Source organism: Ruegeria sp. AJ12 (assembly GCF_056536245.1).
In genome coordinates this window covers 2378749-2402415 of record NZ_JBQFJJ010000001.1, presented here as the reverse complement: position 1 = coordinate 2402415, position 23667 = coordinate 2378749, and the positions used below count along the sequence as shown (strand labels likewise).

General features: G+C 56.9%; 23 protein-coding genes and 1 tRNA gene. 15 read left to right on the top strand and 9 right to left on the bottom strand.

All coding sequences use genetic code 11. The annotated features are described in order from the left end of the window. The first annotated feature begins 59 nt into the window (after nt 1–59). Nucleotides 60–995, top strand: coding sequence for a cation diffusion facilitator family transporter (locus ACR3E0_RS12125; protein WP_480479071.1), 936 nt, complete (start codon nt 60–62; stop codon nt 993–995). A 302-nt stretch (nt 996–1297) separates the two neighbouring features. Here ACR3E0_RS12125 and lipB read toward each other — a convergent pair whose 3' ends face one another. After that, the gene (gene lipB / locus ACR3E0_RS12120) at nt 1298–1969 is read right to left on the bottom strand and encodes a lipoyl(octanoyl) transferase LipB (protein WP_480479070.1); all 672 of its coding nucleotides are present in this window, start codon (nt 1967–1969) and stop codon (nt 1298–1300) included. Nucleotides 1970–2007: 38 nt separating this feature from the next. Further along, nucleotides 2008–2667, bottom strand: a complete 660-nt coding sequence (locus tag ACR3E0_RS12115; protein WP_480479069.1) for a DsbA family oxidoreductase — start codon at nt 2665–2667, stop codon at nt 2008–2010. A gap of 141 nt (nt 2668–2808) precedes the next feature. Here ACR3E0_RS12115 and ACR3E0_RS12110 point away from each other — a divergent pair. Further along, a tRNA-Leu gene (locus tag ACR3E0_RS12110) sits at nt 2809–2895 on the top strand. Between the two features lie 156 nt (nt 2896–3051). Here ACR3E0_RS12110 and ACR3E0_RS12105 read toward each other — a convergent pair. After that, complete coding sequence (locus tag ACR3E0_RS12105; protein WP_480479068.1) at nt 3052–3405, bottom strand: hypothetical protein; 354 nt, start codon at nt 3403–3405, stop codon at nt 3052–3054. A 568-nt stretch (nt 3406–3973) separates the two neighbouring features. Between ACR3E0_RS12105 and ACR3E0_RS12100 the strand changes: the two genes are divergently transcribed. Continuing rightward, complete coding sequence (locus ACR3E0_RS12100) at nt 3974–4306, top strand: Nif11-like leader peptide family RiPP precursor (protein WP_480479067.1); 333 nt, start codon at nt 3974–3976, stop codon at nt 4304–4306. 494 nt (nt 4307–4800) lie between these two features. After that, on the top strand, nt 4801–5184 hold the full coding sequence (locus ACR3E0_RS12095; protein WP_480479066.1) for an invasion associated locus B family protein: 384 nt from the start codon (nt 4801–4803) through the stop codon (nt 5182–5184). Here ACR3E0_RS12095 and ACR3E0_RS12090 read toward each other — a convergent pair. Then, a protein-coding gene (locus ACR3E0_RS12090; protein WP_480475693.1) for an IS5 family transposase occupies nt 5168–5925 on the bottom strand; the annotation gives its coding sequence in 2 pieces (ribosomal slippage) (nt 5168–5604 and nt 5604–5925; 759 coding nt in all). The two genes, ACR3E0_RS12095 and ACR3E0_RS12090, sit on opposite strands and share 17 nt — an antisense overlap. 154 nt (nt 5926–6079) lie before the next feature. On the opposite strand from ACR3E0_RS12090, the gene ACR3E0_RS12085 reads away from it, so the two are divergent. From ACR3E0_RS12085 to ACR3E0_RS12060, 6 genes are all read left to right on the top strand, one after another. Beyond that, nucleotides 6080–6289, top strand: a complete 210-nt coding sequence (locus tag ACR3E0_RS12085) for a thermonuclease family protein (protein WP_480479065.1) — start codon at nt 6080–6082, stop codon at nt 6287–6289. A gap of 553 nt (nt 6290–6842) precedes the next feature. Next, nucleotides 6843–7826: a glycosyltransferase family 2 protein gene (locus ACR3E0_RS12080; protein ID WP_480479064.1), complete on the top strand. Its 984-nt coding sequence runs from the start codon at nt 6843–6845 to the stop codon at nt 7824–7826. Between the two features lie 8 nt (nt 7827–7834). After that, a complete protein-coding gene (locus ACR3E0_RS12075; protein ID WP_480479063.1) occupies nt 7835–8773 on the top strand; it encodes a hypothetical protein in 939 nt (312 codons plus the stop codon). After that, a complete protein-coding gene (locus ACR3E0_RS12070) occupies nt 8770–10764 on the top strand; it encodes a hypothetical protein (protein ID WP_480479062.1) in 1995 nt (664 codons plus the stop codon). Before ACR3E0_RS12075 ends, ACR3E0_RS12070 begins: the two co-directional genes overlap by 4 nt. 158 nt (nt 10765–10922) lie before the next feature. Then, entirely contained in the window at nt 10923–11858 is a 936-nt protein-coding gene (locus tag ACR3E0_RS12065) for a glycosyltransferase family 2 protein (RefSeq protein WP_480479061.1), read from the top strand. A gap of 377 nt (nt 11859–12235) precedes the next feature. Further along, entirely contained in the window at nt 12236–12802 is a 567-nt protein-coding gene (locus ACR3E0_RS12060; protein WP_480479060.1) for a hypothetical protein, read from the top strand. A gap of 70 nt (nt 12803–12872) precedes the next feature. Here ACR3E0_RS12060 and ACR3E0_RS12055 read toward each other — a convergent pair whose 3' ends face one another. Beyond that, on the bottom strand, nt 12873–13175 hold the full coding sequence (locus ACR3E0_RS12055; RefSeq protein WP_480479059.1) for a DUF6476 family protein: 303 nt from the start codon (nt 13173–13175) through the stop codon (nt 12873–12875). Here ACR3E0_RS12055 and ACR3E0_RS12050 point away from each other — a divergent pair. Next, complete coding sequence (locus ACR3E0_RS12050; protein ID WP_480479058.1) at nt 13174–14211, top strand: RluA family pseudouridine synthase; 1038 nt, start codon at nt 13174–13176, stop codon at nt 14209–14211. The two genes, ACR3E0_RS12055 and ACR3E0_RS12050, sit on opposite strands and share 2 nt — an antisense overlap. A gap of 142 nt (nt 14212–14353) precedes the next feature. Further along, nucleotides 14354–15250 carry an RNA polymerase sigma factor RpoH gene (gene rpoH, locus ACR3E0_RS12045; RefSeq protein ID WP_480479057.1) on the top strand — a complete coding sequence of 299 codons (897 nt, stop codon included), beginning with the start codon at nt 14354–14356 and terminating at the stop codon, nt 15248–15250. A gap of 58 nt (nt 15251–15308) precedes the next feature. Here rpoH and ACR3E0_RS12040 read toward each other — a convergent pair whose 3' ends face one another. Then, entirely contained in the window at nt 15309–16487 is a 1179-nt protein-coding gene (locus ACR3E0_RS12040; RefSeq protein WP_480479056.1) for a dipeptidase, read from the bottom strand. 148 nt (nt 16488–16635) lie between these two features. Here ACR3E0_RS12040 and ACR3E0_RS12035 point away from each other — a divergent pair, with 148 nt between their 5' ends. The 3 genes from ACR3E0_RS12035 (at nt 16636) to ACR3E0_RS12025 (ending at nt 19110) form a co-directional block, all read left to right on the top strand. Next, nucleotides 16636–17610, top strand: coding sequence for a Gfo/Idh/MocA family protein (locus tag ACR3E0_RS12035; protein ID WP_480479055.1), 975 nt, complete (start codon nt 16636–16638; stop codon nt 17608–17610). Between the two features lie 58 nt (nt 17611–17668). Further along, nucleotides 17669–17938, top strand: coding sequence for a DksA/TraR family C4-type zinc finger protein (locus ACR3E0_RS12030; protein WP_480479054.1), 270 nt, complete (start codon nt 17669–17671; stop codon nt 17936–17938). Between the two features lie 185 nt (nt 17939–18123). Further along, a complete protein-coding gene (locus tag ACR3E0_RS12025; protein ID WP_480479053.1) occupies nt 18124–19110 on the top strand; it encodes a hypothetical protein in 987 nt (328 codons plus the stop codon). Nucleotides 19111–19509: 399 nt separating this feature from the next. Here ACR3E0_RS12025 and ACR3E0_RS12020 read toward each other — a convergent pair whose 3' ends face one another. From ACR3E0_RS12020 to ACR3E0_RS12010, 3 genes are all read right to left on the bottom strand, one after another. Then, nucleotides 19510–20745, bottom strand: a complete 1236-nt coding sequence (locus ACR3E0_RS12020) for an IS91 family transposase (RefSeq protein WP_480479052.1) — start codon at nt 20743–20745, stop codon at nt 19510–19512. 9 nt (nt 20746–20754) lie between these two features. Beyond that, on the bottom strand, nt 20755–21627 hold the full coding sequence (locus ACR3E0_RS12015; RefSeq protein ID WP_480479051.1) for a tyrosine-type recombinase/integrase: 873 nt from the start codon (nt 21625–21627) through the stop codon (nt 20755–20757). A 178-nt stretch (nt 21628–21805) separates the two neighbouring features. Next, nucleotides 21806–23626, bottom strand: a complete 1821-nt coding sequence (locus ACR3E0_RS12010) for a M3 family oligoendopeptidase (protein ID WP_480479050.1) — start codon at nt 23624–23626, stop codon at nt 21806–21808. Nucleotides 23627–23667: the final 41 nt, after the last annotated feature.

Sequence of the window (23667 nt, the reverse complement as noted above, 5' to 3'; positions counted from 1 at the left end):
CGTCTCGCGTGAATGGATCAAGCTCGGGCACCCAGTAACAGCAGCATTGGACGGGACAAATGGCGCATCCGCATTCTCACAAAGGACATCAGCACAGTTCCATTGATCCGAACGCGGGGGATGCGCGCGTGGCCGGCGCGATTGGCGTAAATATCCTGCTGACGCTGGCGCAGGTCGTTGGGGGGATCCTTTCGGGGTCACTGGCGCTGATCGCGGACGCACTGCACAATTTCTCGGACGCAATCGCGCTGATCATTGCCTTTTTTGCCCGCAAGATTGCCCGCCGCCCTGCCGATGCCCGCATGAGTTTCGGGTATGGCCGGGCCGAAGTGGTTGCCGCACTGGTCAATTACACGACTCTGGTCGTGTTGTCGGTTTTCCTGTTTTACGAAGGGGTCATGCGGTTTTTTGACCCTGAACCCATCAACGGCTGGATGGTGGTCTGGATCGCCGCGCTGGCCTTGGTCGTCGACCTCATTACGGCGGCGCTGACATATTCCATGTCCAAGGAGAGCATGAACATCCGCGCGGCCTTTGTGCATAATGTGGCCGATGCGCTGGGGTCGGTTGCGGTGATCGTCGCGGGTGCCGCGGTGATCTGGTTCGACTGGACCTGGGTTGATCCGGCCGTCACCATCATGATCTCGGTCTACATCCTGTGGCATGTCCGGTCCGAGATTGGCGGGACAATTCGTGTTTTGATGCTGGGCGCGCCTCCGGACCTTGACCCGGAAGAGGTTTTGACGGCGATCGAAAACGAAGAAGGCGTGTCCGAGGTACATCACGCACACCTGTGGAGCATGCAGGAACATCAGGCTGCCCTGACCGCACATCTGGTGATCGCCCCCGACGCCTGGCCACAGGCCGAAGACATCCGAACCAGTGTCAGACGATCCCTGCAGCATCGTTTCGGGATCGGTCATGCAACACTGGAGCTTGAACAGGCGGAACACGCCTGTACCGGCTCGGTGCGGTTCGGGCACATGGAGGACTGAGGGGGTGGGGGAAGAGAATTGCCGTTCCGATTTGGGGTCGGAACGGCAGACTCGTAACCAAACACTTATCGGATTACCCGGGCGAACCCGTGATCACCGGTTTAACATACCACTCACTCTAGACTGGTCGTGTCATACTACTCGCTAACCCGTCTGTTGTGTCCAGCGAACATGAATATTGGTTAAATATTTTAATAAAACCCATCAACCAACTGTGATTTGAGGCGCGCATCGGAAACAGAAGTTATCCGTGTGAGGGATTGTTCCGATACCGACCGGCCAATCGCGATTCGGGACGGGTTTCAGCTGTCGGCGCTTTCCGCAGGTTGGGATTCAAACACCTCGGCAAAGGTTTTTTGCAAAGCGGTGTCCATATCCGCCATCGTCACAGGCAAGCCCAGATCGATCAGTGAGGTCACGCCATACTCGCTGATGCCACAGGGAACGATCCCGGAAAAATGCTCCAGATCCGGTTCGACATTGATGGAAATGCCGTGAAAGCTGACCCATTTCCGCAGGCGCAGTCCAATCGCGGCGATCTTGTCCTCGGCGGGGTTGCCTGCCATGGTCAGCGGCTTGTCGTCCCGCCGCACCCACACGCCAACCCGCCCGTCCCGGATTTCACCCTGCACGTTGAACTCTGCCAGCGCTGAAATGACCCAGGTTTCCAGCTGTTTCACAAACCGGCGCAGGTCGCGGCCCCGTTTGTTCAGGTCCAGCATCACATAGGCCACCCGTTGTCCGGGCCCATGATAAGTGTATTCGCCACCCCGCTGGCTGTCATGCACCGGAAACCGATCCGGGTCTGTCAGGTCTTCGATTTTGGCGGACGTGCCTGCCGTATAGAGGGGGGGATGCTCCAGCAGCCACACGCATTCTTCGGCGTCACCTGCCGCAATGGCGGCCACGCGCGCCTCCATAAAGGCGACGGCCGCGTCATAGCCCGTCAGACCATCGGTGATTTTCCATTCCATAGGAGCCTCTTACTCTGCGATGGGTCGCAGGAAAAGGGTCAGGCGGCCTCGGCCAGACACCGGTCCAGTATCTGAGCGTAGGTGTCTGTGCCTTGCGCGCCCGTCAAAAGGTACTTGCCGCCAAACACCATGGACGGAACGCCCGAAATACCCCGGCTGGTCCAGAATTGCTGTTTTTCGCGTACCGATCCCGCATGTTGACCGGAGTCCAGCGCCGCACGCGCGGCGTCCGGGTCCAGTCCGGCTTCCTTGACCACGCCCATCAGAACCTCAGGGTTCGAGATGTCTTGCTGCCGGGTGAAATACGCGTTGAACAGCGCCAGTTTCAATGGATGCTGGCGTCCCTGTGTCTCGGCCCAGTCCAGCAGTTGATGCGCGGCAAAGGTATTCACGATCCGGCTGTCATCGCTGAAAGCGAATGTGAATCCCAATTCGGCGCCCAACGAGGTCAAATGATCCCGCGCCTGTCGGCTCTGCTCGGCGGTCGAGCCGTACTTTTCGGTAATGTGCTCGCGCAGGTTCTGACCTTCGGGCGGCATCGCCGGATTCAGCTCAAACGGATGCCATCTCAGCTGGGCCGGCACGCCGCGCTCTTGCAGGGCCTGATCGAGTTGAAGAAACCCCACAATGCACCAGGGACAAACGACATCCGAGACGATGTCGATCTGTACAACGGGGCGGGGATCCGGTGTTGTCATCAGCGGTTCCTGAGGTTCAAAAGAGGCAGTGGTTGAGCCACAAAATAAGCGCGGTTGGCGAGAATTCAAACCGCCTCGTTTTTGCCCCTTCACAACGCAAGCCACAGCGTCTATACGCCCCTCTACCAAGTCACTGGCAGTGCGGTCGTGGCGGAATTGGTAGACGCGCAGCGTTGAGGTCGCTGTGGGGTAACACCCGTGGAAGTTCGAGTCTTCTCGACCGCACCAGAAACACAACTCATGCAATTGTTTTTATGCACTAAGATACTCTGAGGGCTTTTCAGTCCCCCAGTTGGCCCCTCAGGGGTTCAATGATCTTCCGCACTTCAGACATCCGAACGAACGACATGCTGCCGACGTTGCAGATATTAAACTTGCCCGCTTTTAGATCGTTGATCGGGACACACTGACAACAGCCTTTGCATCTGCAGGGCGGAAGCATTCTGCTTGTGGGGTCATGGATTTCCTCCCAATAGATACCGGAACAGGGCAAAGCGGTCTTGGTGGAGGTTGGCCATTGGGATCCTCCGGCGCCGTCGTGGCTCTGCGGATCGCGTTGATGTACGCGCTGATTTCGTGCGCAAGAACTTCAACAGCGCCGCCCTGTTCGACAGACCCGAATGTGAAGCCAATAACGACGCCTTCCCGTTCGGCAAGAGCGACCTCGATGCGGTCGATATCGACATACTCGGGTTGGCGCTTTTTACGCTCTTCGCTCAGATCAATCGTGTCGATCATTGCTTTGCCCATCCTGCAAGTGATGCGACGAGTGCGATTGGGGGCGAAACGGGTCATATCGCAGCGGCAAGCACCGGTTCACTGTGCTGATCGAAGCAATCCTATCCACTTTCAGGGGGGCATCCAAATGAGTGGAGCAATCGTGCGTGTCGCTCTCCGCTGCTCTGGCGGCAGGTGGTGAGGGTCTGGCTAGGTGGGGCTGGAAAGAGGGAAGGGCGCTCTCGAGCAGATCTTGACGTCCTCAAGGACTCTGCAAAGCGACAGGAGAAAGACCATGATGCTGCACAGGATTTGCGCGGCGCTGACCGCGATGAGCTTATTGACCGCGTGCGCCGAAACGACGGTCAATGGTGATCTGGGGTGCGCCGGCATGCGCTGGTTGCGCGGAAGGACGCCAGCAAATGCCCGACTTGGAGATGCTGTCCGGCGATTGGCTCAAGTGGGTCGCGCGTGTGGACACAAGGCTTACCGCTATCTGCTGGTGAGGTACGCACCCGCTGTTGAAATTAAATTACTAATACTCTGAATCCAATGATATCGTGGCTGTGAATTCATTGGGAGCTTGAGCATGAGTGTTGAAAACCTAAAGGAATATGCCCGTCGTTGTGCCGCAGATCCGGACCTGCGCGCCAAGGCCAAGGAAATCGGCGCTACTGATCTGGACGGTCAGATGGCACATGCGGCGTCCATGGGTCTGAATTGGACCAAGGAAGACATGGTTGCTTTCCAAGAAGAGATGCAAGCCGATGGAGAGCTTGGCGAGGATGACCTTGAAAAAGTTGCTGGCGGTATCGTAACAACCACCGCTGCCGCAGCGGCTGTTGCAGTGGGGACGGCTGCTGCATCGGTGGCTGGAACTGTGACTGCCGTTACCAGTACAACATCTGGTAGTGGTTGGTAGCAAATTTACGCAAGGTTTCTTTGGGAGGGCAGGGTAGGTGTCCGAGCCATCACCACCTTTTATCGAGATAGATACGAACTCACCAACCATGACAGGTGGATAGGGTACGGCCTGATTTCACTGATCCCCTTTTCTCATGCGCCGGTGCTTGCACCTGGCGCGCTGATTTTCTGACCGGTCGGCTGCACACCGGCAAAGCGTGCAGCCAACCCCATGAGGTTTTCCATGAGAGTAGTAGTAATCGCCGTGGCCGCACTGCTACAACGCATCCGCACTACGACCCTAACAAGGGCCACTGGCCACTAAGACGCAAGCAAGTATCCGGCCAGTGCTGAATACGGCCCCGCTCCGGCGAGCCCTTGCTTTTCGGAAGTGTACTCTTATCAAAATGATCAACGTCCACTTTTACCCTCGATTTGAACAAGAAAAGCTGGTCGAAACACGACCTTAGCATTATTCAAAGAAACTAGTTCACTCCATTTTCGAGGAACCTAATGCTTAGAGTATTTTTTATTGCTGCATCCATTTTCTTGACCGCCTTTCAGGCGGAAGCAAGAGCAAAGAAAGTCGCGAAAGCAGGTGATTGGGAAATCTACTGCGACTCAACCAAGTCAGAGTGTACAGCGATCCAAAACGTTAAATATCTTGGTAACAACATTGCCAACCTAATTGTTCGACCGGTAGACGACAACGAGGCTGTAGCTGGAGTGGCTCTTCAATTGCCCATAACAATGGACTTGAACAAAGGTTTGGTTGTCAGAATTGATGGCCTGTACAGCCGAAAGTACACCTATCAGTTTTGCGCTCTACAGTTTTGCCAAGTAAGCATTGGGCTGACTCGCGATATGCTAGGGTCAGGACTCATAGCCAATAGATGACCAGAGCGGCGAGTGCGATTGCGGAGAGGAAGACCTTGGGACATCTGTCGTATCGTGTGGCAACACGCCGCCAATCCTTCAGCCTGCCGAACATGATCTCAATCCGGTTGCGGCGTTTGTAGCGGCGCTTGTCGTATTTTACGGCTTTCTTGCGCTGTTTCCGACCTGGGATGCAGGATCTTACCCCTTTGTCTTTCAACGCTTCTCTGAACCAGTCGGCGTCATAGCCTCGATCCCCAAGCAACCACTCGACCTTGGGCAAGCTGCTCAGCAACGCCCGTGCTCCGATGTAGTCGCTGACCTGTCCGGCGGTGACGAACAAGTTGAGTGGCCGCCCCTGACTGTCGCAGATGGCGTGCAACTTGGTGTTCATGCCGCCTTTGGTCCGACCGATTAGGCGCCCACGCCCCCCTTTTTGACGCCCATGCTGGTCGCTGTTCGGTGGGCCTTGAGATAGGTTGCGTCGATCATCACGGTCTTCTCTTCGCCGTGGTTGGCCGCCAGACCGGTCATCATCTGCGCAAAGATGCCTTTATCGCTCCAGCGCTTCCAACGATTGTAGAGCGTCTTGTGAGGACCGTACTCCCTCGGCGCATCACGCCACCGTAAACCATTGCGATTGATGAAGATAATCCCACTCAACACACGCCGATCATCGACGCGGGGTTTGCCGTGGGACTTGGGGAAGAAGGGCTCAAGACGCGCCATCTGCGCATCTGTCAGCCAGAATAGATCAGACATATTCACCGCTCGTTTTTACAACTGTGAATCATGCTGCCGTGCGGAAATCAATGGGTCCTGACCCTAGAGAAGCATCAGGCCATTTCTGTGCTGCCATAAGGCGACAGCCTGATCGGCTACTTTTGGGGTATTTCCGACTGAGGAAGCGAATTGTTTGATTGCCGTGCTGGCCGCCTGCGTGCCCGACTCCGGCGGCATTGTGTCTTCCAACATCTATGTCCGAGACGCGGATACGATTGTCCTCAATGGACGGAAAGGCCCACCAGTGCGCTTTGAAGGTGTCGAGGCGCCCGAACTGGGAACCCAAGAGGGCCTGGAAAGCAAGCAGTGGATGATGGACTACCTCGAAGGCAAAACTGTATGATGTGAACTGACAGGCGCGATGAACAGGGGACCGAGGGCATGGGCTTTGTTTCGTGGTTCACAATACCCAACAATTCCTGCGCGGATGCCACTACATCGGGGTTGATTGAACATGCCATCTCCCAGCGCTTGCCTGGATGAGAGTATCGGTAGATCCATTTTCCGGCCCCGTCCTCCTTTCTGAGGATCAGACCTCCAACGTCCTGATACTTGCCATCTCCGGCGTTCTTAATCTGCAGCTGCGTCAAGGCATCCTTCATTCCAGTCCCCCATTTTGGGCCTTGCTGCTCCTGCACGTGGTTGGACACGCTTGGACAGCCAACTCATAGGTTATTGGGAAAAGAACGAAGGAACTGGGCGCGGGTCAACGCCCATGGACACGAGTTTGATGCGTCTCGACTGTACCAAACTCACAACACCCAAAAACACTTCCCGTTCCTGGGTGCATCTGTGCATCATTGATCAGCTGGATTTCCTGCCATTGCATTTCCTGTCTCGCCGGTGCCTTTGGGCTTGTATATTAAAGGATATGCAGAAACATCGGATCGTCCAGAATGCCTCACCCCATAACCGTGTTCACAACGATGAAGAACGAAGGCCCGTACATGTTGGAATGGGTCGCCTTTCATCGAACGCTGGGGGTCGATCATTTCGTCATTTTTACCAATGATTGCGATGACGGTACCGAAGAAATCGCTCAAAGGCTGCAACATCTGGGGCTGGCCACACATGTCTCGAACGAGGTGAAAGAGGGCGGCAACCCACAGCACCAGATGCTGAGGCGTGCCAGGCACCAACCCAAGGTCAAAGAGGCCCAATGGCTGATGTGCCTGGATGTCGATGAGTTCTGGAACATCCGCTGCGGTGATCACGGCTTTGAGGCGTTGATTTCCGAAGTCGAGCTGCGCGCGGGCCGGTCTGTTGACGCGATTTCGTTTGCCTGGAAGCTGTTTGGAAGCTCCGGAAACATCAGTTTCGAGGACAAACCGGTGACCGAGGCCTTCTCGATGGCGGATCAGGAGTTCCCCTATCACTCGGGTCGCGCATATGGGTTAAAAACCCTGTTTCGAAACAACGGTAAGTTCACCCGGTTCGGGCCGCATCGCCCGAAAGGCATTGAGGAAGGCAAGGAGGATGAGATTTCCTGGTCGGATGCGGGTGGGAACCTGTTCCCCGCCGGCGATGTCGGGTGGCGTGCCTGGAAGGGGTTCGACCACTCGCTGGGGCGGTTGCATCACTACTCTGTGCGGTCGCTGGACGGATTTCTGATCAAGCGTGACCGGGGAAGGACCAATCATATTCGCGTGGATCAGGGGCAGAGTTATTGGCTGGACATGAACGCCAACAAGGAGGCCGATCAATCGATCCTCCCGGCGTCGCGGCGCGCGGCCGATTTGCTTGCCGAGTTGAAAAGCGATCCGACCCTTGGGCAACTGCATGCCGCGGCCTGTGACTGGCATCGCGCCAAAGCTTCGGAAATCAAGCTACGGCCGGACTGGGTGGATTTTCGCGCCTGGCTGGCGGACAACCTGGTCTGACAGTCACGATGAAAGAGCTTTCCAACGAACAGTTAAAGCCAGAGCATCCCGACCGCAAAACGGGCTATGAACGGATTCTGACCGATCCTGCGCCGCCCTGGTTTGTTGAGCTTTACCCCGGCGGCGACGGACGGGGATACCTGGAAAAACTGGACCGCCACGCCATCGTTTTCCATCAAAGGGACTCGTCGCGCCTGGTTGTGAGCTTTGACAATATCGCCAACGTAAACGACCTGTCCTTTGCGAGAGAGCCGTGGGGCTGGAAGTTCTTCCGGGATGAGGGCTGGTCGCATCTCGGAGTCGTTGCGCGCACCAAAGCGTGGTACCGCGATCCCGAGATCATTTCCTACATACAAGGAAAAGCCAGCGAAGGTTTTTTTGAGCGGTTTGAACGCGTTGTTTTTGCAGGCGCGTCCATGGGGGGATTCGGTGCGCTGGTGTTCTCATCTGTTGCGCCCGGTTCGATTGCGATTGCCTTCAATCCGCAAACCACACTGGATGAACGGATCGTACCGTGGGAGACCCGGTACCGGTTTGGCCGGGTTCAGGATTGGGATCTGCCGCTGGGGGATTCGGCCGAGGCCGTTGGAACCGCCCGGCATGTCTATGTGTTCTTTGATCCGTTCTTCGATCTGGATCGGCGGCATGCAGAACGTCTGACGGGATCGAATGTGCATCTGCTCAAGACATGGTGCTCAAACCACTTTGCTGCGCCGATGCTGCGAAAACTTAACCTACTGAAGCCCGTCATGCAGGAAGCGATGGCGGGTAGCCTGAATTCGCGAGAGTACTACGAGGCGATGCGGGCGCGGCGCGGTCTGCCGATGTACATGCGGGGGATCGAGGCGATCAGCGCCGAGCGGCATCCGAAACTCGTGCACGCGGCACGCCAGAGATTCCGTACCCTTCGCCGCGAGGCTGCAGCCATGGCAGGGGAGTCGTCATGACGACCCCAAAAGGGGTTTTCATAGGTCAGCGCAAGGATCGCATGGGCGCCCGGTTGCTCATGATGCTGACCTGCATTCGGCTGGCCGAAGACTTCGAAACCGAATACAAGGTCAACTGGTTTCCCAAGGGGGCTGACGCGCCGGAGCTTGATCGTCCGGAAGAGTTGTTCACCCGGGAGTGGATGAGCGACCACTTTCTAGCCGATGACGCGTGCGACGCGTTGAGTAAGAAGGCACTGCCAATCTGGAGCTTTTTGAACGACGCCAGTCCTGACCGTCTGGTTGCACATCTCGAACAAGGGCGGTCGGTATTGGTTGACGAAGGGTTCGAGGTTCTTGCGTTCCCGTGGGAGGACGTCGAGGCCATCCGACCGCGATACCGGGATTTTATCCACCGGATCGGATTCATTCCGCAGGTTCGGGCCATCATGAACCGGGCAGACAAAAAGCTGTCAGGGCAGGGTGTGTCGGCCTATCATATCCGGCGTGGTGACATTCTGAACGAGGCCCCTTGGAAACACACGACCTGGCCTGCGAAAATCGAACCCGAAGAGCTCTACGACGCACATCTCGAACAGAATGCGGGCCGTCCCGCCATTATGTTTTCGGATCAGCCCGAACTGATCCGGGGCTTTCAGGCGCGGTTTCCGGATTTGCTGCAGATGTCGGATATCGCGGATCTGTCGGATCTGACGCGGGCCCAAAGGGATTTTCTGGAGCTTTACACGATGTCTCGGGCGGACCAGGTGATCGCCCCGTTCATTTCAGCTTTCTCAATGGCTGCGGCGCGCGTATCTGGGCGGCAGCGCAAGGTTTTTCGGGATGCCCTGTGCGAACAGGAGATCAAAATGGCAAATGATCGCGTCATCAGACGAGTCGCGACCGGACCTCGTGCATTTCTGAACATATCAGAGGCTGCTCATGTATATGCCAAAGCGACTCAGTACCTTTGTGCCTCTGATCAATGCGAAAAAGCTTACGATCTGGCGAAACCGATCTTGGATGCTGGATCGGACAACGCCTTTATGCCGTTGCTTCAGGCGCTGAATTGTTTCTACCTGTCAAAGTGGAAGGAAGGCGAAAAACTGGCGCGAACCGGGTTAGAGAACCCTAATTTGTGGCCCGAGGACTATGCGGTGTTGTGTGCCTTGCTCGGCGCAATTCTGGGGGCGCAGAAAAAGAGGTGGTCAGCCGGTCGGTTCTTTGCACAGGCGTTCTGGGCCAAGCCTTTGCGCCCAGATGTCATCGTTCTGGGGTCGCGGATGGTATATCGCGATCAGTTACCTTACCGTTTGTTCCCTCCGATCGATTGGGGACTGCAGAAAGAAATAAGGCAGCGTCGATTTCCACCGTTCAACAGCCTGTATCTCGTTCAAAACAAGGTGATTGTGCGTCAACCTTGCAATCTCGATATGATCCTGTTGGACTGGTCGGATCTCGCCTTGGATCAAAAGGCGCGGCGACTGCAAGGAAATAGATCCCGCCTGACATCACTGATCGAAAGTTTGAGTGGGATAAAAAACGCTCCCGAAGATGATGCACGTGTCAAATCACTCTATGTCGCGCTGAATGTGCGGACAGGGGCTATGAGCAATTCAAAGGCCATCGACGTTGCCCGGCAGGTTGTATCCCAGAGCCCCGACAATCCTCTCTACCGCAAGCGCTTGTCTGAGCTTTATGAAGCAGAGGGGGATTTCGCCAAAGCGCGCCTGGAAATGGCAGAGGCCATTGCATGTGATCCTGACAACGCGTTCCTGGTGTTTGCGATGGGTCAATACCTAATCCGAAGCGGGTCAGACGGTCAGGGCGAAAAACAGGTACTTCAGGCTGCCGATTTGGATGATACAACACCATCTATCCAAGGAGCGGCCGGACAAATCCATCTGAGACGAGGCAACAAAGGCAAGGCACAGAAGTACCTGCGCAAAGCACATGAGTTGTTTCCGCCGTTCAAACGGTTTGCCAACCAGTTGGAAAGGGCAGAGGGTTGAACCAATGACTCACATTTGGTGCACCTCAATCGTCATCTGTCCGGCTGTTTTGTCAATTTGTTGGTATGCCGTCTCAGAGAAGAAAGCGAGTGAATGCCAATATGAAGAGGCGCGCAGATATGGCTGAACAAGATCCTCGTTTCGTGAGCATAACTCCTATGAAGAACGAAGGTCCGTTCATTCTGGAGTGGGTCGCACACAATCAAGCTATCGGCATTGATCAGATGGTCGTGATGACAAACGACTGCTCGGATGGAACGGATGAGTTGCTGCAGCGGCTTGATGTGCTTGGTGTGTTGATCCATGTCGACAACAACTCCCGCCGCCAGACCAGCCCGCAGAAGCGGGCGTACAAAGCGTTTCTCAGGATGGATTTGGCCGGACCCAGGGACTGGGTTGTTCCGATCGATGCCGATGAGTTGATCAATGTGCGGGCGGGCGATAACTCCTTGCGCGCCCTGACACATGCCATCCCTGATGCCCGAACGATATCTATGACCTGGCGACTGTTCGGGAATGGTGGCATCGTTGCCTACAAAGACGAGTTTCTGTCCGAACAGTTTCGCCAGGCGGCACCCGAGTTCAAACCGCGTCCGCCGCAGGCGTGGGGCTTTAAAACAATGTTCCAACGCGAGCTTTGGGATGCATTGGGCGTTCACAGACCAAAGCAACCAACCGCCGAAACCATGGCCGAGTGCCATTGGTACAACGGCTCAGGTGAACTGATGCCAGAGCGGTATTTCACGCAAAGCTGGCGCTCGGCACGGGATTCCATCGGATATGATTTCGTTCAGATCAACCACTATGCGCTGAAATCCTGCGAAAGCTACCTTGTTAAGAAACTGCGGGGTCGGGCACACCACTTGGGTGGCAGCCTCGGCATGGAATACTGGAACAACATGAATCAGAACGCGGTGACCGACTATTCGATTGACGTCATCGCGGATCGAAAGAGGGCATGTTACGAAGTACTGATGTCGGATCCAGAAACCGCATCACTTCATCAGGCTTGCTGTCAGGAGCATCGGAGGCAGATAGAAAAACTGCGGGGCATGCCGGACATCGAAGACCTATGGGGCAAGATGATCGCTTAGAAGAGGAACTCCATTCCCCGCTCCTGCACCAACTCACTGGATGACTTGTTGCATGTCGAACTCAACGCTCCCGCATTTCGCTGGCTCTGGTCCGACGTGATTGACTTAAAGGACCCTGAAAGATGACGGAACAGCCCGTTCGAAGCCAGCCTGCATCGCTTTGGATCGGTGAGCGGTTGAGCTATTTGGACCTTCTGTGTCTGAAGTCGTTTGCGGATCTCGGCCAACCGGTAACATAGTTTACATACGAACGGGTTCAGAATGCTCCGGACTATGTCATTCAGGCCGACGCGCGGAACATCTTTGATCCATCTGAAATCATGAGACAATTGGCGGGTCGTCGACATTTGATCGGCAGTCCGGCAATTCACTCTGACGTGTTTCGGATTTGGCTTTTGAACAACACCGACTTCTTTTGGGTCGATACGGATGCCTACGCTCTCAAGCCATTTGTGCCCGTCGACGGATATTTCTTTTCCAGACGGGGTGACTATGTCCCCAACGGGGTTCTGTCGCTGCCAAAAACCAGTCCCGCGCTCGGCGCTCTGATTGAGTTTGTCGAACAGACAGGGGCGATTCCACCTTGGTGGAGCGAAAAATGGAAAACCGAGTTCGAAAACTCAGGGCTGCCGATGGATTTTCGATACATGCGATGGGGCACTCTGGGACCCGCTGCGCTCAGCTATTTCCTGGCGCAAAGCGGGGAAGTGTCAAAGGCGCTTCCGACGAGGATTCTGTACCCGTTCCGCGCCGGTGACAGGCGCGTTTTCTGCCAGCCGTCTCAACACAAGTTTCATAAAGACACAGTTTCCATCCACTTGTATGCGTCGGGTTTGCGCCAACTGCTGGTCGATGAGCATGGAGGGTTGCCACCGAAAGGTTCCATGCTGGATGACCTTTGCAAAAAGCACGATGTCGAACCTGAAAAGGCCCCTCTGAGCTAAGCCCGCGGAGCGGAAGTGTGGACCGAAGGCGGGCTAGCTTTGGACCCGGTCCAAAACTCTACGCTGGCTGTTATTCAACCGGAATGTCCTGGCGCAGTTTGCCTGTCGTCTTGTCAAAGATCAGAACGCGGTTGTCGTCCGTCACCACCGCATACCAGTTATTGCCGATGGTCAGGGCCTGCGCGCGCGCGCCGTCGGGCAGTTCGATCTGATCGGGCAGGGTGGGGGTTCGGTCCGATAGCCGGATGACAATCAGCGCGAATGTCACTAGAACCCCGCCAATCATCACCGCGGTCAGCAGCATGACCATGCGCCGCAGCAGACGAAGCTGCGGCGTTTCCTGCGGTTCCTGGGGTTCGGAAGGGACAGTCATGGGCACCCGCCAGATTGAGTTTCAGATCGCGGCTGCTCCGCCGCCCCGCCTTGATAAGGCGCTTTCACGGGATGTGCCAGCGGCGGAGGCCCTCTCGCGCACCCGTTTGGTCCGGTTGATCGAAGACGGAGCGGTGCAGGTTGATGGCACCGTTGCACGCGACCCCAAATCGAAAGTCACGGAAGGCGCGACGGTGGTCATTGCGGTGGCCGAGGCCGAGGACAGCCATATCGGCCCCGAGGATATTCCGCTTGAGATCATCCATGAGGATGACGACCTGATCGTGGTCAACAAGCCGGTTGGCATGGTGGTGCATCCCGCGCCTGGTTCACCCAACGGGACGCTTGTGAACGCCCTGTTGCATCACTGCGGCGAGGATCTGTCCGGGGTGGGGGGCGTCAAACGCCCCGGAATCGTGCACCGTATCGATAAGGACACCAGTGGGCTCCTGGTGGTTGCCAAATCCGACATTGCGCATCACGGGTTGGCCGCACAATTCGAGGCACATAGCGTCGAACGCTATTATCGGGCCCTTTGCTACGGAGTGCCGGACGCCAATGACCCCCGCCTGCGTGGCGTCAAAGGCGTGAGCTTTGAGCCCGGCAACATCATGCGGATCACCACCCAACTGGCCCGTCACAAGGTGGATCGCCAGAAACAGGCGGTTCTGTTTCACGGTGGCCGCCACGCTGTGACCCGTGCGCGCGTGGTCGAGACGTTTGGCAACCCCGCTGGGCTGGCGCTGATCGAGTGCTGGTTGGAGACAGGGCGTACGCATCAGATTCGCGTGCATTTGGCGCATGCCGGACACGGATTGGTCGGCGACCCGGTCTATGGGGGCAAGCGCAAACTTGCAGCACGGGCGTTCAGCGATGCAACAGCCGAGGCTGTGCGCGGTTTTCCGCGTCAGGCACTGCATGCCGCTGTATTGGGCTTCGTGCATCCGGTTTCAGGTCAAAACCTGAGATTTGAGGCCGGTTTGCCGTCTGACATGGGGACTCTGATTGCACAATTGCAAAAACCGCTGACACAATAAGCAAAGTCCTGTGAATAAGAGTTTCTTAGCTTTCCTTTACACAAGCTTAATTTCAGACTGGTAACAACACCTCTTGAACAGGTTGGGTTTCTTACCCATATCGTATGTTAAAGACTTAAACATTTGTCGGAGGGACATCAAAATGGCAAATTACGCAAATCTCCCCGCGCCGACGCCTGAGGGCGGCCTGAACCGCTATATGCAGGAAATTCGCAAGTTTCCCCTGCTGGAGCCGGAAGAAGAGTACATGCTGGCCAAGCGCTGGGTGGAAGAGCAAGATACGGAAGCCGCGCATAAAATGGTCACCTCGCACCTGCGCTTGGCGGCCAAGATCGCCATGGGGTACCGAGGTTATGGTTTGCCCCAGGCCGAAGTGATCTCGGAAGCCAATGTGGGCCTGATGCAGGCCGTCAAGCGGTTTGACCCGGAAAAGGGTTTCCGCCTGGCAACCTATGCGATGTGGTGGATTCGGGCCTCGATTCAGGAATACATCCTGCGGTCGTGGTCACTGGTCAAACTCGGCACGACATCGGCCCAGAAAAAGCTGTTCTTCAACCTGCGCAAGGCCAAGGCACGCATTGGTGCGCTGGAAGAAGGTGATCTGCGCCCGGAAAACGTCACACGGATCGCAACCGATCTGGGTGTGACCGAAGAAGAAGTGATCAGCATGAACCGCCGCATGTCTGGTGGCGATGCCTCGCTGAATGCGACCGTCGGTTCCGAAGGCGAAGGCACCATGCAATGGCAGGACTGGCTGGAAGACGAAGATGCCGATCAGGCCGGTGATTACGAGGCGCGGGACGAGTTGGATGCGCGTCGTGAGTTGCTGGCAGCCGCGCTGGACGTGCTGAACGATCGTGAAAAGGACATTCTGACACAACGCCGTCTGATGGATCAGCCGGTCACGCTGGAAGAGTTGAGCACGCAATACAATGTCAGCCGGGAACGCATTCGCCAGATCGAAGTGCGCGCCTTTGAAAAGCTGCAGAAAAAGATGCGCGAACTTGCGCGTGAAAAAGGCATGCTCAGCACGGTCTGAGACAACTCTAAGGACATTGAAACCGGCCCGACGATGATCGGGCCGGTTTTTTTCTGTCCTATTTCAACTGGGTTCGGAACACGCGAACCATGTTTTCGCCCATGACCTTGCGGATCTGCTCTTCGGTCAGCCCCTCGGCGACCAATGCTGAGGTCAAAGCTGCCAGTTCCGATGTATCGAAGGCCGTTTCGACCGATCCGTCATAATCCGAACCGAGTGAAACGTGATCTTCGCCCACTGTATCGATTGCCGCTTTGATCATTTTGGCGATACCCGAGGGCGCAATATCTCCGCATGTGACATCCGCCCAATACCCCATTCCGATAACGCCACCGGTGGCGGCAATCTCCATCATCAGGTCATCGGGGTAGTTCCGCTTGACCGGACAAAACCCGTGCAACCCGCCATGGCTGACGATCAGGGGGACATCCGTCATTTCGATCACGTCGCGTGCAACCTGCGGGCTGGAATGGGCCAGATCGATGACCACCGGGCGCCGGGCCAGTTCTTCAACAACCTGCCGGCCAAAGTCGGACAGACCGGCATTCCCCTGACCGTGCAGCGATCCGCCGAGTTCATTGTCAAAGAAATGGTGCAGGCCAAAGACGCGGTGCCCGGCCTCGTATATCGGATCCAGATTGGCCATATCCCCCTCAAGAGGATGCGCGCCTTCGATCCCCAGAATGCCACCAACAATCGGCTCTCCCTGCGCGCGTTTGGTCAGAACCTCCTCGAGGTCGGCGCGTGTTTTGATGACCTTCAGGCGACCATCTGATGCTGCCTCGAACTGGTGCAGCTTCTGTGCCTGATAAATCGCCCGTTCTTTCAGGCTGTCCCATGTTCGCAACGGCCACAACTGCCCGACCGCCAAAAGCGTTATGTTGTCGAAGGCCTCGGCTGAATTGGCCTCATAGTTCTGTCCGGCCGGTGACTTGGTCACGGCGGTAAACACCTGCAGCGCGACGTTGCCCCCGATCAGGCGCGGGATATCGACCTGTCCGCGCGTGCCACGTTCGGTCAGATCCCGGCTCCATAACAGAGGGTCGGCATGCAGGTCGCCGATGATCAGGGTTTCATGTAACGCCGCCGCCCCGTCGGACACCGGATAGGGCGCGTGATCGATCACATTGTTGCGCGAGCGTTCCACATATGGCGGCAGGAAGACAAAGAAAACAACCGCCCCCGCAACCACCGCCAGCACCAGAATGCCACCAACCCATTTCAGAAACCTGCGCATCTTTGAATCCTCCGTCCCTGGACCAGAAGATTGCGGATGACGGCCCAAGAGAAAAGCCTGACTTGGCGTCGGTTGATTGGTAAAAGGCCCGGATTGGGCAGATGCCGTGCGATCAATTGGCCGGCGCGTCGAAATCAGGGAGAGTATGATGCCGAAACCGGTTCAGTGGGGCGTGTTGGGGGCTGCCAAGTTTGCCCGGCAATACATGGCACCGGCCATACATGCGGCCGACGGGGCCCGGTTGGCGGGACTTGCGACCTCGGACCCGGCCAAGGCCGATCCGTTTCTCACGTTTTGTCCCGACCTCAATGTTTATGACGACTATGACGCGATGCTTGCGGACCCCGAGATTGATGTGCTGTATATTCCTTTGCCCAACCATCTGCATGTCGATTGGAGCCTGAAAGCGCTGGACGCAGGCAAGCATGTGCTGTGTGAAAAACCCATGACCATGCACGCGGATGAGTTTGATGCTCTGATCGCAAAACGGGATCAGACCGGTTTGCTGGCCGCCGAAGCCTATATGATCGTTCACCATCCGCAGTGGCAATTGACGCGAAAACTGATCGCCGACGGGGCAATCGGTCAATTGGTACATGTGACCGGGGCGTTCAGTTTCGACAACCGTCAGGACACAGGCAACATTCGCAACCGGGCGGAAACCGGTGGCGGCGGTTTGCGGGATATCGGTGTCTACGTGATCGGTGGCGCCCGGTTCGCCACCGGGCAAGAGCCGGTGTCGGTTCAATCCGCGATCCGCTGGCAGAATGACATCGATATTTTCACCGAAATTCGGGCGCAGTTTCCCGATTTCACCTATTCCAGCTATGTCTCCATCCGGATGCATCCGCATCAGGAAATAGTATTTCATGGTGAAGGCGGCGTGATCCGGTTGACCGCACCCTTCAATGCCCGCGTGTTTGGCGAGGCGCGGGTGGAGGTGCACCGACCGGGGCTGGAAGTGCAGGTGACCCGGTTCCCAGGCGACGATCACTATAAGCTGCAGGTGGAAGCCTTCTGCCGGTCCGTCCGCGATGGTGCCGATTACCCCTGTCCGCTGGAATTTTCACGCGGAACGCAAGAGATGATTGACCGTGTATTTGAGGGCGCGGTTTCGCTGTAGCTTGCCAGACCTGCCCGGACCGGCCTATCCTGACAGTCCCCTGATCAGGAGATGAGCCATGGCCGGAGGATGGGCGCGGGACGGCGCGGTCAGCGAACAGATCGAAGCGTCAATTTCGGATGAACTGGCACGAATGCAGGCGCAAAAGCGACCTGTTGGCGACAGCCTCACCCATTGTGCGGAGTGCGAGGAACCGATCCCGGAAAAGCGCCGCCTCGCGTTGCCCGGCGTTAAACTTTGTCTCGATTGTCAGCAGGAGCGCGACAGTTCGTTTAAATCCCGCTCCGGGATCAATCGCCGGGGGTCAAAGGACAGTCAGTTGAAGTGAGGTCTTAGGTGTCAGCTTTGAGCCCAAAGTGCAGAAGCTGCGCATGGTGCCAATGTCGGCTTTAGTTATCTCTAATTGCCAAGACTCACACCGACGGCTTTGGTTCGAAGGTCGTTAGAAAGCCCTGTTCGCCACACTGGGAAAGTAACCCCTGTGACCCGGAAATGGGTCAAAGTTTCGCCCGAATGCTGACACAAGCTGTCAACGATGTGGTTCTGGGCCGAAACTCTATGATTCTGAAACGCTTCTTTCGCTATCTCCTTTCCGCGATAGTCGCATTTATCGCCGTGGCAATTCTCATCGCGGTGGTCTGGATTGGCTATTTTGCGTATTTGGTGTTTACCGCTCCGACGCACAGTGAGAGGGTCGAGGCTGAGCGGGCAGAGAAAATCCGCAGGAAAGCCGAGGAATGGACGAATTTCTGCGCGCAGTACGACTGCGATGACATACCAGAAGGATATGTCGTCAAGAACATCGGGCAGGAGACCCTAAACCTAATCCATTATGCCCAGCCGTTTGCGGGGGACACCTGTCGGTTAACGACTGATAGCTATGATGAAACCGAATACTTGGACGGTAAGGTGCTTCGTGGGGCGGCTTTGGATCATCGCGCGAACCCCTATATTGTTCAATGTGCAGAGCCCACCATGCCCTTTGCCCGATGGGAAGACTATATTATTGTCTACAGAGGGCAATTTAGGGCTGAAGAACCTAACCGCAATAACGTATTTCTTGAGGTTTTGGGCCCGGCGCAGTTTTGGAAGGGTGACCCCAAACCCACATATGCCTCGCTGCGCGCGTTCTTGCGTCCCGCTTCGCAAAACTTCGATATTATTGACCACAGCTCACTTGAGAACCAGCGCCGTGTTTACTTGTCAAAATCCCGTATGTTTCAGGGTCGATATGTCGTGCTGTTCTGTAATGACAGGTGCGACATGCAAACCGTCAGCTTTGCGGAGGATGAAGGCTTGAATACGCTCCATTTCAAACAGCTGATTCAATTCTCTTTGCGTGGTTGGGATTGCAAACTCTTCACCAATGGCGCGTTCACCGAACTATGGAAGTGCGGCCCCCCGATGGAGGAGCACCTCGACTCCATGGCAAACTTCATTCGCTTTTTAGATCAGGCTGTGGACGAGGCACGACGGCCACCGCTTCCGAAATTGCAATAGGGTGTTTGCATTTCGATCCACTGGATAGGATCGTTTGAACAACCCTACAATGTGTTCCTTAACAGAGCGGTCGTTCATTTTCTTCGGGAGAATGGCAGCTTTGTCCAAGGTTTGTGGCTGCTGTCAGCGTGAGCTGCAGCGGCGACAAACCTGACAAGGAAGAAAGCGCGGGAGGATTTTGGTGCTATGGGGATTGTGCGTTACGGGCTTCTGCAATTGAAGCGCAGCACAGTATCGCCTTTGGCGACGTGTAGTGCTGGCCGATCGGATTCGGCAGCGCATGTCATTGATCGGTCTCGATTTTGATCTTCGCACGCCGTTTTGGCACGCTTTTCAGGAATTTGAGCGCACAGACTGGTCCGGTGCCTCCGGATGGTGGGGCCGGGTTTGATTTTTGGCTCATGCGGCATCCTCCCATGGCGGGGCGCGGGATTTTGGGGTTTGGCCACGGGTGAAGATCTCGACCACACGCATCGTGCTGCCGCATTTTGGGCATGTGTGTTTCAGGTCTTGTTCCAGTGCTTCGGCGTGCGCTTCTTTGTCGGCCATTGGGTCAGGTTCGCCTGTTTGATCCAACAAACGCCTGATCTTCTCGATCCTGTCGCGGCGGATACCGTTAGCGAGGAAGCCCGCGTGGCGGATGCGGTGGAAGCCGGGAGGCAGGACATGGATCAGGAAGCGGCGGATGAACTCACCTGTGGGCAGGCGCATGACCTTCATCCGATCCCCGCGCTTGATGCGATAGTCTTTCCACCGGAAGGTAACCGTGTCCGCGTCGGCAGTGACCAGGCGGTGGTTCGAGATTGCCACACGATGGGTGTATCGGCTGAGATAGGCAAGCACCTGTTCGGGCCCTCCGAAGGGCGGCTTGGCATAGACAACCCAGTCGGCTTCGCGCAGCGGGGCGAGGTGCGCAGCGAAGATATTCGGGTCTGCCAGCCCCACCAGATTGCCAAAGAAGCGCAACCTGCCTGCCTTGTGCAACCGGAGCAGCCCTTCCAGGAACAAACGCCGGAACAGCCGCGACAGGACTTTCACCGGCAGGAAGAACCCTGGGCGGCAGCCGATCCAGCTGGTGCCATCCGTTGACACTCCGCCGCCGGGGACCACGACGTGGACATGCGGGTGATGCGTCATCGCTGATCCCCATGTGTGCAGCACGCTGGTCATGCCTATCCGCGCGCCCAGATGCTTCGGATCGGCGGCGATGGTCAGGAGCGTCTGGGCTGAGGCTCTGAACAACAGTCCATAGACCGCCGCCTTGTTCTGGTACGCCATGTCCGCGATTGGCGCAGGCAGCGTGAACACCACATGGAAGTATTCGACCGGCAACAGGTCTTCCATCCGCGCCTGCATCCAGTCGCGGGCGGTTGCCCCCTGGCACTTTGGGCAGTGTCGATTGCGACAGGAGTTGTAAGCGATGTGCTGGTGATCGCACTTTGTGCAAGACGCCACGTGCCCGCCAAGCGCGGCGGTGCGGCAACTCTCGATCGCGGACATCACCTTCAACTGCTGCAGGTTCAGATGTCCTGCATGTTCGCGGCGATACGCAGGCCCATGGGCGCGGAAGATATCCGCGACCTCCAGCTTTGGTCCATTGCCCGACAGTCGCTGCTTGCAGCGATGAGGGGGCATGGACCGGGATTAGCCGGGTGCCGCCTCTCGTCTCACCAACAGATCGAGCGGACTGGTCACATCCTGAATCATCTTGGTCGCCACCTTCGTGTAGATCGTTGTGGTCTCCAGTTTGGCGTGACCGAGCAGGACCTGGATCACCCGGATATCCGTCCCGCCCTCCAGAAGATGCGTGGCAAAGCTGTGCCGCAGCGTATGGGGCGAGACATTCTTCCTGATCTCGGCGAAGTCGCAGGCCACCCCGAACGCCCGGTTGAACTGCCGTGTCGAGATCGGGTCGATCCGGCTGCGGCCGGGGAACATCCACCCCCTCGGGCGCGCCTCGCGATAATAGTCGCGCAGCAGTTCGAGCAAACTGGGCGACAGCATCACGTGACGATCCTTGCGGCCCTTGCCCTGGTCGACCCGGATCAGCATCCGGTCGCTATCGATATCGCCGACCTTCAGATGCGTGACCTCGCTGGCGCGCAGCCCGCCACCATAGGCAACACTGAAGGCAGCACGATATCTGAGCCCCGGTCCCGGCGCAGCTTCGAGAATACGCGCGACTTCCTCGGCGCTCAGCACCACCGGGATCTTCTTGGCCGCCCGCTGATAGCGCATATGCCGCTTCATCTCAGGGCGCGGGCAGGTCGTGGCGAAGAAGAAGCTCAGCACGGTCAGCCGGTTGTTGAAGGTCGGCGCACCAACGCCGCGCGCCTTCATGTCGAGCTGGAACCCCCGCAACTCCTCCGGTGTCGCACTGTCTGGCGCATGCCCCAGAAACCGCGTGAAATCGTGCATCGCCCGCAGATACATCGTCTGCGTCTTGGGCTGCAGCCCCTTGATCCGCATGTCTTCAAGAAAACGCTGGCGTAGCTTCGGCACATATTGGTCCGTCATCGGAACCTCCTGTCATCAGATTGAGAAGGTCCAAATCGTCAGACAGGCGCGTCAGTTCGCCAAATCCACTGTTGAATTAATGCGCAGTCATTGCCCCAAGCGCCAATACCGCGAGAGCGGTTTCGTCCATGTCCGCAAAGCGGACAATCTCCCAGGCCTTTAACGACCTGGGCAATCCTCACCCTTCCATCGCTTCCAACTCGTCGATCAGGCCGGAGATCATCGACAGGCCCTTATCCCAGAACTTTGGGTCGCTGGCGTCCAGACCAAACGGTTCCAGCAACTCCTTGTGATGTTTGGACCCACCGGCGCGCAGCATTTCGAAGTATTTGTCCTCGAAGCCGTCCGCGCCGCTCTCGTAGACCGAGTAGAGCGCGTTTACCAGGCCGTCCCCGAATGCATAGGCGTAAACGTAGAAGGGCGAATGCACGAAGTGCGGGATATACGCCCAGAAGGTCTCGTACCCGTCCATGAATTCGAACGCCGGACCAAGGCTTTCGGCCTGAACGCTCATCCACAGCGCGTTGATGTCATCCGGGGTCAACTCGCCCTCGCGGCGGGCCGCGTGCAGTTTGCACTCAAAGTCGTAGAAGGCGATCTGGCGGACCACCGTGTTGATCATGTCCTCGACTTTGCCGGCCAGAAGAACCTTGCGCTGTTCAGGTGTTTCGGCGTGATCCAGCATTTTGCGGAAAGTCAGCATCTCGCCGAATACCGACGCCGTCTCGGCCAGTGTCAGAGGGGTGGATGACAGCATTTCACCCTGATCGGCGGCCAGAACCTGATGGACGCCATGACCCAATTCATGTGCCAGCGTCATCACATCGCGCGGCTTGCCCAGATAGTTGAGCATGACATAAGGGTGCACTTCGGTGACGGTCGGATGCGCAAATGCGCCGGGTGCCTTGCCGGGCTTCACGGCCGCATCGATCCAGCCTTTCGAGAAAAACGGGGCCGCGATGTCCGCCATGCGTGGGTCAAAGGCGGTGTAGGCGTCCATCACTGTCTTTTCCGCCTCGGCCCAATTGACGATCCGTGTGTCTTCCATTGGCAGCGGCGCGTTGCGATCCCAGACCTGCATGACATCCAGCCCCAGCCATTTGCGTTTGAGTTCGTAATAGCGGTGGCTGAGCTTGGGGTAGGCCGCGACGACGGCCTCCCGCAACGCCTCGACCACTTCGGGTTCGACATCGTTCGACAGGTGGCGGCCCGTTTGCGCAGTCGGCATTTTGCGCCAGCGATCGAGGATTTCCTTTTCCTTGGCCTGCGTGTTGTGGACGCGGGCAAAGGTTTTGATGTTGTCCTGAAAGACCGAAGCCAGTTCCCGGGCGGCCGCCTCGCGCTTGCTGCGGTCCTGTTCGGTCAGCAGGTTCAGAGTGCCTTCGATGTTCAGTTTGTCGCCATCGACCGTGAAGGTAAGACCGGCGATGGTTTCGTCAAACAGACGCTCCCACGCGTCGCCGACAACACCCAGATCATGGAGGAATTTTTCCAACTCATCCGACAGCTGGTACGGTTTCATCGCCCGGATGCGCCGGAAGACGGGTTCGTAACGGGCGAGGTCCGCATTCGCTGTAAAATGGGATTTCAGCACATTGTCATCGATCCGGTTGATTTCGAGCGTGAAGAAGACCAGCGGCGTGGTGAAGATCGTGACCTTTTCCTGCATGTCCGACAGGAATTTGGCGCGTTCGGCATCCGTGGTCAGTTGGTAATAGCGCAGGCCTGCAAAGGACATGATCCGGCCGGCAACAGCGTTGATCTTTTCATTGCGCTGTACACAGGTCAGCAGGCTTTCCGCGTTCAGATCCGCGAGCTTGCCTTCGTAGTCCGAGGCAAACGCAGCGCATTCTTTTTCCAGCCACTCCAGATCGCGCGCCAGTTCAGGTGCCTCGTCCGAGGTGTAGAGATCGCTCAGATCCCATTCCGGAAGGTCACCCAGATTGTCTGAACCGCCAATGGCGTTTGCGTCACGAACGGGAAAGGGCAGGTCGCGCATATGTCACCTCGATGAATCTCTGTCGCAAACATCTAGGCGCG

Bases quoted from the DNA above. Each gene is read 5' to 3' on its own strand.
- ACR3E0_RS12125 (WP_480479071.1), top strand. From the start codon at position 60: ATGGCGCATCCGCATTCTCACAAAGGACATCAGCACAGTTCCATTGAT.
- lipB (WP_480479070.1), bottom strand. From the start codon at position 1,969: ATGGAATGGAAAATCACCGATGGTCTGACGGGCTATGACGCGGCCGTC.
- ACR3E0_RS12115 (WP_480479069.1), bottom strand. From the start codon at position 2,667: ATGACAACACCGGATCCCCGCCCCGTTGTACAGATCGACATCGTCTCG.
- ACR3E0_RS12105 (WP_480479068.1), bottom strand. From the start codon at position 3,405: ATGATCGACACGATTGATCTGAGCGAAGAGCGTAAAAAGCGCCAACCC.
- ACR3E0_RS12100 (WP_480479067.1), top strand. From the start codon at position 3,974: ATGAGTGTTGAAAACCTAAAGGAATATGCCCGTCGTTGTGCCGCAGAT.
- ACR3E0_RS12095 (WP_480479066.1), top strand. From the start codon at position 4,801: ATGCTTAGAGTATTTTTTATTGCTGCATCCATTTTCTTGACCGCCTTT.
- ACR3E0_RS12080 (WP_480479064.1), top strand. From the start codon at position 6,843: ATGCCTCACCCCATAACCGTGTTCACAACGATGAAGAACGAAGGCCCG.
- ACR3E0_RS12075 (WP_480479063.1), top strand. From the start codon at position 7,835: ATGAAAGAGCTTTCCAACGAACAGTTAAAGCCAGAGCATCCCGACCGC.
- ACR3E0_RS12070 (WP_480479062.1), top strand. From the start codon at position 8,770: ATGACGACCCCAAAAGGGGTTTTCATAGGTCAGCGCAAGGATCGCATG.
- ACR3E0_RS12065 (WP_480479061.1), top strand. From the start codon at position 10,923: ATGAAGAACGAAGGTCCGTTCATTCTGGAGTGGGTCGCACACAATCAA.
- ACR3E0_RS12050 (WP_480479058.1), top strand. From the start codon at position 13,174: ATGGGCACCCGCCAGATTGAGTTTCAGATCGCGGCTGCTCCGCCGCCC.
- ACR3E0_RS12055 (WP_480479059.1), bottom strand. From the start codon at position 13,175: ATGACTGTCCCTTCCGAACCCCAGGAACCGCAGGAAACGCCGCAGCTT.
- rpoH (WP_480479057.1), top strand. From the start codon at position 14,354: ATGGCAAATTACGCAAATCTCCCCGCGCCGACGCCTGAGGGCGGCCTG.
- ACR3E0_RS12040 (WP_480479056.1), bottom strand. From the start codon at position 16,487: ATGCGCAGGTTTCTGAAATGGGTTGGTGGCATTCTGGTGCTGGCGGTG.
- ACR3E0_RS12035 (WP_480479055.1), top strand. From the start codon at position 16,636: ATGCCGAAACCGGTTCAGTGGGGCGTGTTGGGGGCTGCCAAGTTTGCC.
- ACR3E0_RS12030 (WP_480479054.1), top strand. From the start codon at position 17,669: ATGGCCGGAGGATGGGCGCGGGACGGCGCGGTCAGCGAACAGATCGAA.
- ACR3E0_RS12025 (WP_480479053.1), top strand. From the start codon at position 18,124: ATGCTGACACAAGCTGTCAACGATGTGGTTCTGGGCCGAAACTCTATG.
- ACR3E0_RS12020 (WP_480479052.1), bottom strand. From the start codon at position 20,745: ATGCCCCCTCATCGCTGCAAGCAGCGACTGTCGGGCAATGGACCAAAG.
- ACR3E0_RS12015 (WP_480479051.1), bottom strand. From the start codon at position 21,627: ATGACGGACCAATATGTGCCGAAGCTACGCCAGCGTTTTCTTGAAGAC.
- ACR3E0_RS12010 (WP_480479050.1), bottom strand. From the start codon at position 23,626: ATGCGCGACCTGCCCTTTCCCGTTCGTGACGCAAACGCCATTGGCGGT.